General features: G+C 76.0%; 1 protein-coding gene (only partly in view). It reads left to right on the plus strand.

Going from position 1 to position 15,510, the window contains the following annotated elements; genetic code table 11:
• Positions 1-15,508, plus strand: the 3' portion of a protein-coding gene (locus tag ACT4N7_RS00015) for a type I polyketide synthase (RefSeq protein ID WP_444826419.1). 12,344 nt of this gene lie to the left of the window's left edge; the window shows 15,508 of its 27,852 coding nt (coding positions 12,345-27,852); the start codon falls outside the window, past its left edge; its stop codon occupies positions 15,506-15,508.
• Positions 15,509-15,510: the final 2 nt, after the last annotated feature.

Consider the following 15,510-nt stretch of genomic DNA (forward strand, 5'->3'; position numbering starts at 1 on the left):
CTGGGCGGCGGTGGAGCGCGCCGACGTTGCCGAGTTCGCGGCGGGCCTGCACGTGGCCGAGGACTCGCTCGCCGCGGTGCTGCCCGCGCTGTCGTCCTGGCGCAAGCAGCGCCGGGACCGGTCCGTTGTGGACTCATGGCGCTACCGGGTCGCGTGGCGCCCAACGGAATCCGCGCCGCGGGCGACCCTGGCGGGCGACTGGCTGCTGGTGACCGCCGAGGGCATCGCGGACGAGGACGTGGCCGCGGCGCTGGGCGCGCACGGGGCCGGGGTACGCAGGCTGGTGCTGGACGAGTCGTGCGTCGATCGGACCGAGCTGGCGTCGCGTATGGACAGTGCGGGCGATGTCGCGGGCATCGTGTCGGTGCTGGCCGCCGCCGAGCAGCCGTGCGAGCGGTACCCGGCGCTGGCGACCGGTCTCGCGCTGACTGTCGCCCTGGTGCAGGCACTGGCGGACACCGGGATCGAGGCGCCGCTGTGGCTGCTCACCCGGGGCGCGGTGTCGACCGGGCCGGGCGACACGGTCATCCGGCCGGTGCAGGCCCAGGTGCAGGGCATCGGGTGGACGGCGGCGCTGGAGCACCCGCGGCGCGGCGGCGGCGTGGTCGACCTGCCCGAGACCCTGGACGAGCGCGCCGCGCACCGGCTTGCCGCTGTGCTGGCGGGCGGAACCGGTGAGGATCAGGTCGCGATCCGGGCAGCAGGCGTGCTGGCGCGGCGGGTGGTGCGCGCACCGGCCACCGAGCGCGCGCGGACGTGGCGCCCGCGCGGCACCACACTGGTGACCGGCGCCACCGGGTCGATCGGACCGGACCTGGCGCGGTGGCTCGCGCGGCGCGGCGCCGAACACCTGGTGCTGACCAGCCGCAGCGGGCTGGCCGCGCCCGGTGCTGCCGAACTGGTGGCCGAACTCGCCGAACTGGGCGCCACGGCGACGGTCTTGTCGTGCGACGTCGCCGACCGTGACGCCGTCGCCGCGCTGCTGGCCGGGCTCAAGGCCGACGGGCATGTGGTGCGCACGGTCGTGCACACCGCGGCCGTGATCCGGTTGGGCCAACTGGCACAGTCCACAATGGACGAGTTCGCCATGGTGATCGACGCCAAGGTGGCGGGCGCGCGGCACCTCGACGAGCTGCTCGACGACGACGAGCTGGACGCGTTCGTGCTGTACTCCTCGATCGCGGGCCTCTGGGGCAGCGGCGACCACGGCGCCTATGTCGCGGGCAACGCCTTCCTCGGCGCGCTCGCCGCGGACCGCCGGGCCCGCGGCCTGCACGCGCTGTCGCTGCACTGGGGCAAGTGGGCCGACGACGAGCGCCTCGGCGAGGACCCGTTCGGGCTGCGCCGCCGCGGCCTGGTGTACCTGGACCCGGAGACCGCGATGGCCGGGCTGGGCCAGGCGCTCGACGGCGACGACACCGCCGTCACCGTCGCGGACATCGACTGGACGCGCTACTACCCGGTGTTCAGCTCCAGCCGCGCCACCCGGCTGTTCGACGAGGTGCCCGAGGTGCGCCTGCTGTCCGCGGCGACCCAGCGCAGTGCCGCGCCCGGGGGCGAGTTCGCGACGAAGGTGCGCGCGCTGCCCGCCGCCGAGCGGACGCGGACGCTGCTGGACCTGGTCCGCGCCGCGGCCGCGGCCGTGCTGGGCCACGCGTCCGGCGAGGCGCTGCCCGAGCGGCGCGCGTTCCGGGACGTGGGCTTCGACTCGGTCACCGCGGTCGACCTGCGCAACCGGCTCGCCGCGGCCACCGGGCTGACCTTGCCCGCCACCATGGTGTTCGACCACCCGAACCCGGTCGCGCTGGCCGAGTTCCTGGGCACCGAGATCGCGGGCGGCGCCCGCACGGTCGTCACTGTCGAGAGTGGACAGTCCGCTGCGGACGACGAGCCGATCGCGATCATCGGGATGGGCTGCCGGTTCCCCGGCGGGGCGGGTTCGCCGGAGGAGTTGTGGCGGCTGGTCCTCGACGGGGTCGACGCGATCACCGGGTTCCCGGCCGACCGCGGCTGGGACCCCGAGTCGGTCTACGACCCGGACCCCGACCAGCCGGGCAAGAGCTACACCGTGCAGGGCGGATTCCTGCACGACGCCGCGGAGTTCGACCCCGGGTTCTTCGGGATCTCGCCGCGCGAGGCGCTGGCGATGGACCCGCAGCAGCGGCTGCTGCTGGCCACCGCGTGGGAGGCGATCGAGCGGGCGGGCATCGACCCCGAGTCGCTGCGCGGCAGCCGGACCGGCGCGTTCATCGGTGCCAGCTACCAGGGTTACGGCGCCGACGGGTTCGGCGGGGTCGAGGGCGCCGAGGCGCACCTGATGACCGGCTCGTCGTCCAGTGTGCTGTCCGGCCGGGTGTCCTACCTGTTCGGGCTGGAGGGCCCCGCGGTCACCCTGGACACCGCGTGCTCGTCGTCGCTGGTGGCGCTGCACCTGGCGTGCCGGTCGGTGCGCAGCGGGGAAAGCTCGCTGGCGCTGGCGGGCGGCGTCACCGTGATGGCCTCGCCCACCAGCTTCGTGGGCTTCAGCAGGCAGCGCGCGCTGGCGGTCGACGGCCGCTCCAAGGCGTTCGCCGATGCGGCGGACGGGATGACGCTGGCCGAGGGCGCCGGCGTGCTGCTGGTGGAGCGGCTGTCCGACGCGGTGCGCAACGGGCACCCGATTCTGGCTGTGGTGCGGGGAAGCGCGATCAACCAGGACGGCGCGTCCAACGGGCTGACGGCGCCCAACGGGCCGTCGCAGCAGCGGGTGATCCGGCACGCGCTCGCCGACGCCGGACTGTCCACTTCGGACGTCGACGTGGTCGAGGCACACGGCACCGCGACGCGCCTCGGCGACCCGATCGAGGCGCAGGCGCTGCTCGCGACCTACGGCCAGGACCGGGACCGCCCACTGCTGCTGGGCTCGGTCAAGTCCAACATCGGCCACACCCAGGCCGCCGCGGGCGCCGCAGGCGTGATCAAGATGGTCATGGCGCTGCGCCACGGCATCCTGCCGAAGACCCTGCACGTCGACGCGCCGTCGTCGCACGTGGACTGGTCGGCGGGCGCGGTGGAGCTGCTGACCGAGCAGGCCGCGTGGCCGGACCGCGGCCACGCGCGCCGGGTGGGCGTGTCGTCGTTCGGGATCAGCGGCACCAACGCGCACGTCATCCTGGAGCAGGCGCCCGGGCAGGCCGAACCGGCGGACGCGCCCGCGCCGGGGCTCGCCCCGGTGCTGATCTCCGCGCGCACCGACGCGGCGCTGCGCGTACAGGCAGGCCGACTGCTGTCCATAGTGGACCAAACGGCGGCCGCGGACCTCGCGTTCTCGCTGGCCACCGGCCGATCCGGGTTCGAGCACCGGGCGGCGATCGTGCCGGGCGACCACGCGGACCTGGTCCGCGGCCTCACGGCGCTGCGCGACGGCGTGCCCGCCGCCGGTCTGGTGCGGGGCACCGCGGTGGCGGGCCCGCTCGCGTTCCTGTGCGCGGGCCAGGGCAGCCAGCGCCCGGGGATGGGCCGCGAACTGTACGCCGCGTTCCCCGCGTTCGCCGACGCCTTGGACGCCGTGCTGATCCACCTCGACACCGAACTGGACCGCCCGCTGCGCGAGGTCATGTTCGCCGAGCCGGACACCGCGGCGGCGGTGTTGCTGGACGAGACCGGTTACACCCAGCCCGCGCTGTTCGCGCTGACCGTGGCCCTCTACCGGCTGGTCGAGTCGTGGGGCGTCCGGCCCGACTACCTCGCCGGGCACTCCATCGGCGAGATCGCCGCCGCCCACCTGGCGGGCGTGCTCTCGCTGCCCGACGCGTGCACCCTGGTGGCCGCCCGCGGGCGGCTGATGCAGGCGCTGCCGCGCGGCGGGGCGATGGTGTCGGTGCGGGCGAGCGAGGACGAGGTCACCCCGCTGCTGACCGACCGGGTGTCGATCGCGGCGGTCAACGGTCCGGCCGCGGTGGTCGTCGCGGGCGACGAGGACGCCGTGGCGGCGGTGGCCGAGCACTTCGCGGCCCTGGGCCGCAAGACCAAGGCGCTGCGGGTGAGTCACGCGTTCCACTCCCCGCGGATGGACGCCATGCTCGCCGACTTCGCCCGTGTCGCCGAGCGGATCTCCTATCGCGCGCCGGAAATCTCACTGGTGTCCACTGTGTCCGGTGCGCTCGCCACCGCCGAGCAGGTCTGCTCGCCGCGGTACTGGGTCGAGCACGTCCGGCACGCGGTGCGCTTCGCCGACGGGGTCACCTGCCTGGCCGCACAAGGGGTCCGCACGTTCCTGGAACTCGGCCCGGACGGCGTGCTGTGCGCCATGGCGCGCGACAGCCTGGCCGACGAGCGGACGGTGCTCGTGCCCGCCCTGCGCCGCGACCGCGCCGAGGTGTCCGCCATCGTCACCACCCTGGCGGGCCTGTACGTGCACGGTGTGGCCGTGGACTGGGCCGCCTACTTCGCCCGCGCGGGCGCGCGCCGGGTCGACCTGCCCACCTATCCCTTCCAGAACCAGCGCTTCTGGCCGGAACCCTCGATCGTGCCCGCGCTCACCGAAGACGGTGTGGACGCGGAGTTCTGGGCCGCGGTGGAGCGCGGCGACCTGCGGTCGCTGGCCACCACGCTCGACCTCGACGGCGACACCCTCACCACCCTGGTCCCCGCGCTGTCCTCCTGGCGCCGCAAGCGAACCGCGCAGTCCATGGTGGACGGGTGGCAGCACCGGGTGACCTGGAAGCCGCTCGGGTCCGCCATTGCGCCGTCGAGCGGCACCTGGCTGGTGCTGATCCCGGCGGGCGCGCGGTCCGACGAGTGGGCCGCCGCCGTACTGGCCGGCCTCGGCGGGGACACCGTCCTGATCGAGGTCGCCGACCCCGACCGCGCCGCCCTCGCCGAGCGGCTGCGCGCCCTGGGCGCCGACGGCGTCCGGTTCGCGGGAGTGCTGGCGCTGCCCGCGCTCGCGTCCGGCGGCGCCGAGGTGCCCGCCTGCCTCACGTTCACCACCGCCGTCGTGCAGTCGCTGGGCGACGCGGGCATCGAGGCGCCGCTGTGGTGCCTCACCCGGGGCGCGGTGTCCGTCGGCCGGTTCGACGCCGCGCCCGATCCGGTGCAGGCCGCGGTCTGGGGCCTCGGCCGGGTGGTCGCGCTGGAGCACCCGCGCCGCTGGGGTGGGCTCGTGGACCTGCCCGCCGACCTCGACCCCGCCGCCGTCCGCAGGCTCGCGGGCGTCCTGGCCGGGACCGACGGCGAGGACCAGGTGGCCGTGCGCGCGGCGGGCGTGTTCGGGCGCAGGCTCGCGCACAGCCCGGCGACCGGGGACGCCGCCCGGCCCGAGTTCGCCCCGCGCGGAACGGTGCTGGTCACCGGCGGTACCGGCGGCCTCGGCAGCCAGGTGGCCCGCTGGCTGGCACACGCGGGCGCGCGGCACCTGCTGTTGACCAGCAGGCGCGGCATGGCCGCGCCCGGCGCGGTGGAGCTGCACCGCGAGCTGACCGACCTCGGCACCAGGGTCACCATCGCGGCCTGCGACGCAGCGGACCGGGACGCGCTGGCCGAGCTGCTCGCCGCGGTCCCCGCCGACTGTCCACTCGGTACGGTGATCCACACCGCGGGCGTCGTGGCGGACGGTCTCGTGGACGCGTTCACCCCGGCGGACTTCGCGGCCGTGCTGCGCGCGAAACTGGTCGCCGCCACCAACCTGCACGAGCTGACCGCGACCGCCGACCTGTCCGCGTTCGTCCTTTTCTCCTCGACGGCGGGCGTCATCGGCGCCGCCGGGCAGGGCAACTACGCCGCGGGCAACGCCTTCCTGGACGCCCTCGCCGAGCGGCGGCGGGCGAGCGGGCTGCCCGCGACGTCGATCGCGTGGGGCCCGTGGGCCGACACCGGCATGGTCGCCGACGACGCCGACGTGCGGAACCGGGTGCGCCGCGCGGGATTCACGCCGCTGGCACCGGACGCCGCGCTCTCCGCGCTGCGTCAGGCGATCGAGCAGGCGGACCCGGTCGTCGCCGTCGCGGACGTGGACTGGGCCCGGTTCGCCGCCGCGTTCGCCGCCTTCCGGCCCGCACCGCTGATCGCGGACCTGCCCGAGGTGCGCGCCCTCGCCGAGCCCGGGATCGGCGCGGGCCCGGCCGCGGACTCGGTGCTCGCGGACCTGCCCGCCGCCGACCGGGCGCGGTTCGTACTCGACGTGGTGCGCGCGCAGGTGGCCGCCGTGCTCGGGCACGCCGACGCGGGTGCCGTCGAGGCCGACCGGGCGTTCCAGGACCTGGGCTTCGACTCGCTGACCACGCTCGAACTGCGCAACGGCCTCGGCGTCGCCACCGGGCTGAGCCTGCCCGCGTCGCTGGTCTACGACTACCCGACACCGCGCGCGCTGGCCGAGCACCTGCTCGCCGAACTGCTCGGCTCGCTGCGGGAGCCGGTCGCGCCCGTCGTGCGGGTGTCCGACGACGACCCGATCGCGATCGTCGGCGTCGGCTGCCGGTTCCCCGGCGACGTGGCCACCCCCGAGGAGCTGTGGGCGCTGCTCGCCGACGGCCGCGACGGGATCTCGGGCTTCCCCGCCGACCGCGGCTGGGACCTGGCCGGGCTCGCCGCGGGCGCCTCGATCACCCGCGAGGGCGGGTTTCTGGCCGACGTGGCCGAGTTCGACGCCGCGTTCTTCGGCATCTCGCCCCGCGAGGCGCTGGCGATGGACCCGCAGCAGCGGCTGCTGCTGGAGACCTCGTGGGAGGCGCTGGAGCGCGCCGGGATCGACCCTGCGACCCTGCGCGGCAGCCAGACCGGCGTGTTCGTCGGCACCAACGGCCAGGACTACGCGGGCGTGGTCCGCGCCGCCGCCGCCGAGGTCCAGGGCTACATCGCCACCGGCACCACCGCGAGCGTCATGTCCGGGCGGCTGTCCTACGCGCTGGGGCTGGAGGGGCCCGCCGTCACGGTCGACACGGCGTGCTCGTCCGCGCTCGTCGCGATGCACTGGGCGATGCGCGCGCTGCGCGGCGGCGAGTGCTCGCTCGCGTTGGCGGGCGGCGTGTCGGTGATGTCCAGCCCGGACTCGTTCATCGAGTTCAGCACCCAGGGCGGGTTGGCGCCGGACGGCAGGTGCAAGCCGTTCGCCGCCGCCGCGGACGGCACGAGCTGGTCCGAGGGCGTCGGCGTGCTGGTGCTGGAGCGACTCTCCGACGCCGTCCACAATGGACACGACGTGTGGGGGCTGCTGCGCGGGTCCGCGGTCAACCAGGACGGCGCGTCCAACGGCCTGACCGCCCCGAACGGCCCGGCGCAGCAGCGCGTCATCCGGGCGGCCCTCGCCGACGCCGGCGTCGGCCCGGACGAGATCGACGCGGTCGAGGCACACGGAACCGGCACCACCCTCGGCGATCCGATCGAGGCGCAGGCGTTGCTGAGCACCTTCGGCGCGGACCGGGAGCGGCCGCTCTGGCTGGGCTCGGTCAAGTCGAACTTCGGGCACACGCAGGCCGCGGCGGGCGCGGCGGGCGTGATCAAGATGGTGCTGGCGATGCGGCACGGCGTGCTCCCGCGCAGCCTGCACATCGACGCGCCGACGTCCCATGTGGACTGGACGGCCGGGCCGGTGGCGCTGCTGCGCGAGCCGACGCCGTGGCCCGAGACCGGGCGCCCGCGCCGGGCCGGGGTGTCCGCGTTCGGGGTCAGCGGGACCAACGCGCACGTCATCGTCGAGCAGGCCGGGGTCGCGCCCGAACCGGTCCCGGCACCCGTCGCGTTGGCCGCGGTCACGCCATGGCCGGTGTCCGGCCGGACGGCGCAGGCGCTGGCCGCGCAGGTCGAGCGGCTCACGTCCTTTGTGGCCGGTCGACCGACGGTGTCCCCGGTCGACGTGGGGCACACGCTCGCCACCGCCCGTTCGACCTTCGCCCACCGCGCGGTGCTGCTGGCCACGGCCGACCGGGTGTTCGAGGTCGCCAACGGCGTCGCCGCGCGCACCTCGGGCGGCACCGCGTTCCTGTTCTCCGGCCAGGGTTCCCAGCGCGCGGGCATGGGCCGCGAGCTGTACCACCGGTTCCCCGTGTTCGCGGCGGCCTTCGACGAGGCCACCGCGCACCTCGACCTGGACCTGGACCGCCCGCTGCGCGGGATCGTGCTGGCCGACGCGGGCACCGCCGAGGCGGCTCTGCTCGACCGGACCGGCTACACCCAGCCCGCGCTGTTCGCCGTCGAGGTGGCGCTGTTCCGGCTGGTCGAGTCGCTCGGCGTGCGGCCGGACTTCGTCGCGGGCCACTCGATCGGCGAGATCACCGCGGCCCACGTCGCGGGCGTACTGTCCCTTTCGGACGCCTGCACGCTGGTGGCCGCGCGGGCCCGGCTGATGCAGGCGCTGCCCGCGGGCGGCGCGATGGTGGCGTTGCAGGCGAGCGAGGACGAGGTCGTCCCGCTGCTCACCGACCGGGTCTCGATCGCCGCCGTCAACGGGCCCACCTCGGTGGTCGTCGCCGGCCGCCAGAGTTCGGTCGTCGCGCTCGCCAAGCGGTTCGAGGAGCGGGGGCGCCGCACGAAGCCGCTCCCGGTGAGCCACGCGTTCCACTCGGCGCTGATGGACCCGATGCTCGAAGACTTCGGCACCGTCGTCGCCGGACTGCGGTTCCAGGCGCCGCGCATCCCCGTGGTGGCCAACCGCACCGGCACCCTCGCCGCGCCGGACACCCTGTGCTCGCCCGAGTACTGGGTGCGGCACGTGCGGGACACGGTGCGCTTCGGCGCGGGCGTACAGGCTCTGCGCGCCGCGGGCGTGACGACCTTCGTGGAGGTGGGCCCAGACGGCGCGCTCACCGCGCTGGCCCGCGAGGTGCTCGCCGAGTCGGCCGACCTGCTGCTGGTTCCGTTGCTGCGCAAGGACCGCAGCGAGGAGACCGCGTTCGCCACCGCGCTGGGCAGGCTGCACGCGCACGGCGTCGGGGTGGACTGGTCGCCGCTGTTCGCGGGCACCGGGGCGCGCCGGATCGACCTGCCGACCTACGCCTTCCAGCGCACCCGGTTCTGGCCCGACACCATCGCGGGTGCCGAGGCCGAACACCCGGTGGACGCCGAGTTCTGGTCCGCCGTCGACCGGGCCGACCTTCCCGCCCTGTCGTCCACATTGGACATCGAGGCCGGTGAGCTGTCCACTGTGGTCACCGCGCTCTCCACGTGGCGCAGGCGCAGGCACGAGAAGTCCACTGTGGATGGCTGGCGCTACCAGGTGGTCTGGGCGCCGGTCACCCTGCCCAAGGCGACGCCCGGCGGACCCTGGCTGGTGCTCGCCAGCCCCGGACAGCCCGAGGCCCCGTGGGTGTCGGACGCGCTGACTGCGGTGTCCGTCGAGGTCGACGGGACCGACGACGCGGCGGTGGCGCGGGCGCTGACCGGGCTCGGCGACCCGCCCTTCGTCGGCGTGGTCTCCCTGCTGGCCGGGCTGACGCCGGAGTCGCTGCTGTCCGCCCTGGCCGACGCGGGTGTCGAGGCGCCGCTGTGGTGGGTCACCCGGGGCGCGGTCGCGGTCGGCGGGACCGACCGGCTGGGCGATGTCGGACAGGCCGCCGGGTGGGGCCGGGGCCGGGTCGCGGCGCTGGAGCAGCCGCGGCGGTGGGGCGGCCTGGTCGACCTGCCGGACACCCTCGACGACGCCACCTCGGCCGCCTTCGCCTCGGTGCTGGCCGCGCGCGACGGCGAGGACCAGGTCGCGGTCCGCGCGAACGGCACCTTCGGCAGGCGGCTCGTCCGGCTGAACCCGGCCGGTGCCGGATGGTCTCCCGATGGCACGGTGCTCGTCGCGGGCGGGGTCGGGCCGATGGGGGCCCGGGTCGCCAGCTGGCTGGCCCGCGAAGGCGCCGAACACGTCGTGCTGACCGGGCGTCGCGGCGCGGCCGCCACTGGCGCGGCCGACCTCGAAGCGGACCTGCGCGCCCTCGGCGCGGACGTCACGGTCGCCACCTGCGAGTCCGCCGACCAGGCGGGCATCGCCGCCGTGCTGGCCGCGATTCCCGCGCCGAGCACGGTGTTCCTCGCCGACGACGAACCCGACTCCGCCGACGACCCGCTCGCTGCCGTGGCCGCCGTGGCCGCGGTGCTCGCCGACCGGCCGGACACCGCGCTGGTGCTGTTCGGGTCGATCGCCGGGGTCTGCGGCTTCCGCGGGCAGAGCGCCGAAGCCGGGGTGAGCGCCGTCCTCGACGCCGTCGCCCAGGACCGGCGCGACCGCGGCCTGGCCACCCTCACGGTGTCCTGGGGCGCGTGGGACACCGCCGTCGACTCGGCGACCGGGACCGGCGGGCACCTGCGGCTGAGCGGGCTGCCCGCGATGGACCCCGACCTCGCGCTGGCCGCGCTGCCCGGCGCGCTCGCCGCGGGCGTGCCCGCCGTGACCGTCGCCGACGTGGCGTGGGACCGGTTCGCGCCCGCGTTCACCGCGACCCGCCGCAGCCCGCTGCTGGGCGCGCTGCCGGAGGCCAGGGTCGCGATCGAGGCGGCCGCCCAGGCGGGCGAGACCGTTGGGGCCGAGCTGCGGGCGAGGCTGCTGGCCCTGCCCGGCGCCGAGCGGTCCGACGAGGTGCTGCACCTGGTCCGGGCCAAGGTAGCCGTGGTGCTCGGGCATGCCGGGCCGGAGGTGATCGAGCCGGACTGGCCGTTCAAGGACCTCGGGTTCGACTCGCTCACCGCGGTCGACCTGCGCGACCAGCTCACCACGGCGACCGGGTTGCGGCTGTCCGCCACCCTCGCCTTCGACTACCCGACGCCCGTGGCGCTCGCCGACCACGTGCTGGCCGAACTCGTCGGCGACGGCGGCGTCGACGACGCGCTGGTGCCCATGGCCGGTATCGACGCCAACGCCGACGACCCGATCGTCATCGTCGGCATGAGCTGCCGCTACCCGGGCGGGGTCCGCTCGCCGGAAGACCTCTGGCGGCTGGTGCTCGACGGCGTCGACGCGGTCGGCGACCTGCCCGCGGACCGCGGCTGGGACCTCGACGCCCTGGCCCGCGGCGACGCGGCGGGCCACGGCCGCAGCGTCACCGCGCGGGGCGGGTTCCTCTACGACGTCGCGGACTTCGACCCCGACTTCTTCGCCATCTCCCCGCGCGAGGCGCTGGTGATGGACCCGCAGCAGCGCCTCGTGCTCACGGCGGCCTGGGAGGCCCTGGAGCGCGCGGCGATCGATCCGGCCGCGCTGCGCGGCACCGACGTCGGCGTGTTCGTCGGCGGCGGCAGCGGCGACTACCGCCCGCCCGCCGAGACGGGCCAGTGGCAGACCGCGCAGTCCGCGAGCCTGCTGTCGGGCCGCGTCGCCTACACCTTCGGTTTGCAGGGACCCACCGTGTCGGTGGACACCGCGTGCTCGTCCTCGCTCGTGGCGCTGCACCTTGCCGCGCAATCGATCCGCGGCGGCGAGTGCGCGATGGCGCTCGCTGGCGGCGTCACCGTGATGGCCACCCCGATGGGCTTCACCGAGTTCAGCGAGATGGGCGCGCTGTCCCCGGACGGCCGGTGCAAGGCGTTCTCCGCCGACGCCGACGGCACCGGCTGGGCCGAGGGCGTGGGCATGCTCGTGCTGGAGCGACTCTCCGCCGCGCGCGACCAGGGCCACCGGGTGCTGGCGGTCCTGCGCGGGTCGGCGATCAACCAGGACGGCGCGTCCAACGGCCTGACCGCGCCCAGCGGACCGGCCCAGCAGCGGGTCATCCGGCGCGCGCTGGCCGCCGCCGGACTGTCCGGCACCGAGGTCGACGCGGTCGAGGCGCACGGCACCGGCACCACCCTCGGCGACCCGATCGAGGCGCAGGCGCTGCTGGCCACCTACGGCCGCGAGCGCGCGCGCCCGTTGCTGCTCGGCACCGTCAAATCGAACATCGGCCACACGCAGGCCGCCGCGGGCGTCGCGGGGATCATCAAGATGGTCATGGCGATGCGGCACGGCGTGCTGCCCAAGACCCTGCACGCGGACACCCCGTCGGCGCATGTGGACTGGTCGGCGGGCGGAGTCGACCTGCTCACCGACGCCGTGACGTGGCCGGACACCGGCCGCGCGCGCCGCGTGGGCGTGTCGTCGTTCGGCGCCAGCGGCACCAACGCGCACGTGATCCTCGAACAGGCGCCGCCGGTCGAGACCGCGGACCGGACGGCGCCCGAGCACGGGGTGCTGCCCGTGCTGGTCTCCGCCCGCACGCCCGCCGCGCTGCGCGAGCAGGCGGGCCGACTGCTCGCCCACGTCCGGGAGCACGACGTCACGCCCGCCGACCTCGCCTTGTCGGCGTCGACCCGATCGGTGTTCGAGCACCGGGCCGCCGTGCTCGGCGGCGACCGCGACGAGCTGCTCGCGGGCCTCGCGGCGCTGGCCCGCGACGAGCGCGCGCCGCACGTCGTGCGGGACGAGGCCGCCCGGTCGGGCAAGCTCGCGGTGCTGTTCTCCGGCCAGGGCAGCCAGCGGCTCGGCATGGGCCGCGCGGCGTACGACCGGTTCCCGGTGTTCGCCGCCGCGCTGGACGCGGTGCTGGCCGAGTTGGACGAGTCGCTGCGGGACCTGATGTGGGGTGCCGACGCCGACGCGCTGAACGAGACGGGCACCACCCAGCCCGCCCTGTTCGCGATCGAGGTGGCGCTGTTCCGGCTGGTCGAGTCGTGGGGGGTGCGGCCGGACCTGGTGGCCGGGCACTCGATCGGCGAGATCGCCGCCGCGCACGTGGCCGGTGTGCTGTCGCTGCCGGACGCGGCCCGGCTGGTCACCGCGCGGGCCCGGCTGATGCAGGCCCTGCCGCGCGGCGGGGCGATGGTGGCGGTGCGGGCGACCGAGGCCGAGGTCACCCCGCTGCTCGGCGACCTGGTGTCGATCGCGGCCGTCAACGGGCCCACGTCCGTGGTGATCTCCGGCGACGAGGCCGCGGTGACGGCGCTCGCGGAGACCTTCGCGGAGCAGGGCCGCGAGACCTCCCGGCTGCGCGTGTCGCACGCGTTCCATTCGCCGCTGATGGCGCCGATGCTGGCCGAGTTCCGGGCCGTGGTCGAGGGTCTTTCCCTTGCGGCGCCCCGTATCCCGGTCGTGTCGAACCTGACCGGCGCGGTGGCGGGTGCCGACGAGCTGTGCTCCCCGGAGTACTGGGTGCGGCATGTGCGCGAGACGGTCCGGTTCGGCGACGGGGTGCGGTCGCTGGTCGAGCGGGGCGTGACGGCGTTCGTCGAGCTGGGGCCGGACGGCCTGCTGTCGGCCATGGCTCAGGACAACCTCGGTGCGGCGCCGACCGCGCTGCTGGTTCCCGTGCTGCGCAAGGACCGCGGCGAGGAGATCAGCCTGGTCACCGCCCTGGCCCGACTGCACGCCCGCGGTGTGCGCGTGGACTGGGCCGGGTTCTTCGCGGGCCGCGGCGGGCACCAGGTCGACCTGCCGACCTACGCCTTCCAGCAGCAGCGCTACTGGCCCGACGCCGTGGCGCGGGTCGCCGCGCCGGGCGCGCCCGACCACGAGTTCTGGACGGCCGTGGCCGAACAGGACTTCACCGCCCTGGAGTCCGTGCTCGACGTCGAGGGCGACGCGCTGTCCAAGGTGCTGCCCGCCCTGATGGACTGGCGCAGGCAGCGGCAGGATCAGGCCGAAGTGGACAGTTGGCGGAACCGGATCACCTGGAAGCCGCTGACCCGGCCCGCCGCGGCCGCGCCCGCCGGGACCTGGCTCGCGGTCGTGCCCGCGGCCGGGTCCGACCCGGCCTGGGTGTCCGCCGTGCTCGACGCGGTGGGCACCGACGTGGTGCGGGTCGACGTGGCCGAGCCCGATCGGGGCGCACTCGCCGCGGTGCTGGGCGAGCGGGCCGCCGGGGTCGCGGGCGTCGTCGCGCTGCCCGCGCCGGGCGGTGCCCGGGCCGGGGCGGCGCTGGCCGCCACCGTGCTCCAGGCCCTCGGTGACGCGCGCGTCGACGCTCCACTGTGGTGCGTCACGCGCGGCGCGGTGTCGGTCGGCCGGTCCGATCCGCCGCGCGACCCGGCGCAGGCCGCCGTGTGGGGGCTCGGCATCGTGGCCGCGCTGGAGCACCCGCGGCGCTGGGGCGGGCTGATCGACCTGCCCGACACCCTCGACCAGCGGTCGGCGGACTGCCTTGGCGCGGTCCTGGCCGGTCTCGACGGCGAGGACCAGGTCGCCATCCGGCCCGCTGCGGTGTTCGGCCGCCGGATGATGCCCGCGCCCGCGCCTCGGCCGGGGGAGCAGTGGAACCCGAGCGGCACGGTCCTGGTCACCGGAGGTACCGGCGCGCTGGGCGGGCACGTCGCGCGCAAGCTCGTCCAGTCCGGCGCCGAGCACCTGGTGCTGGCCAGCCGCGGCGGACCGGCCGCGCCCGGCGCCGCCGAGCTGCGCGACGAACTCGCCGCCCTGGGCGCCCGGGTCACCGTGGCGGCCTGCGACGTCGCCGACCGCGACGCCCTGAGCGCGCTGCTGGCGGACATCCCGGCCGAGTACCCGCTCACGGGCGTGGTGCACGCGGCGGGCGTGCTGGACGACGGCGTGCTCGACCGGCTCACCCCCGACCGGTTCGACGCGGTGTTCCGCGCCAAGGTCGACTCGGCGTTCCTGCTCGACGAGCTGACCCGGGACCTGGACCTGGCGGCGTTCGTGCTGTTCTCCTCCGCGTCGGCGGCGGTGGGCAACCCCGGCCAGGCCAACTACGCGGCGGCCAACGCCGTGCTCGACGCGCTGGCCGACCAGCGTCGGTCCCGCGGCCTCGCGGCGACCTCGATCGCCTGGGGCGCCTGGGGTGGCGGCGGCATGGCCGACAGCGCCGACGCGGCGGCGAGCTCCCGGCGCGCCGGGATCGCCACGATGGACCCCGAGCTGGCGTGCGCGGCGCTGTGCCAGCTCGTCGCGGAGGACGAGCCGACGGCGGTGGTCGCCGCCGTGGCGCGGGGCCAGTTCGCCCGCGGGTTCCTCGGTGCCCGGCCCAGCGCGCTGCTGCGGGACATCCCCGGTGCCGCCGACGCGGCCGTGCCCGACGCCGTCCCGGCCGCGGGCGAGTTCCGCGCGCACCTGCTGGCGCTGCCGCGCACCGGCCGCTTCGACGAGGTTCTCGACCTGGTCCGCACCCGGTCCGCCGAGGTGCTGGGCAGGCCGGACGTGGACGCCGTGGGGGCCGAGCGGCCCTTCCGCGACCTCGGCTTCGACTCGCTGGCCACGGTGGAGTTGCGCAACCAGCTCACCGCCGTGACCGGGCTGAACCTGCCGTCGACGCTGGTGTTCGACCACCCGACGCCCGCCGCGCTCGCCGAGTACGTGCTGGCCGAGCTGGTGCCGGACGACGCGGCCGACCCCGCGACCGACACCGGGGAGGCCGAGATCCGGGCGCTGCTGGCCACGGTGCCGCTGTCGCGGCTGCGGGAGATCGGGGTGCTGGAGCCGCTGCTACAGCTCACCGGGCACGACGGCGCCGCCGCGTCGACCGCGGCGCGGGACGACGACGACTCGATCGACGCGATGACGGTGGACGACCTGGTGCGGGCGGCTCTCGACGGAGAGTCCGACCTGGCGCACGACCGGAGGAACTGACC

It is taken from the genome of Actinokineospora sp. (assembly GCF_052390155.1).
Taxonomy (GTDB): Bacteria; Actinomycetota; Actinomycetes; order Mycobacteriales; family Pseudonocardiaceae; genus Actinokineospora.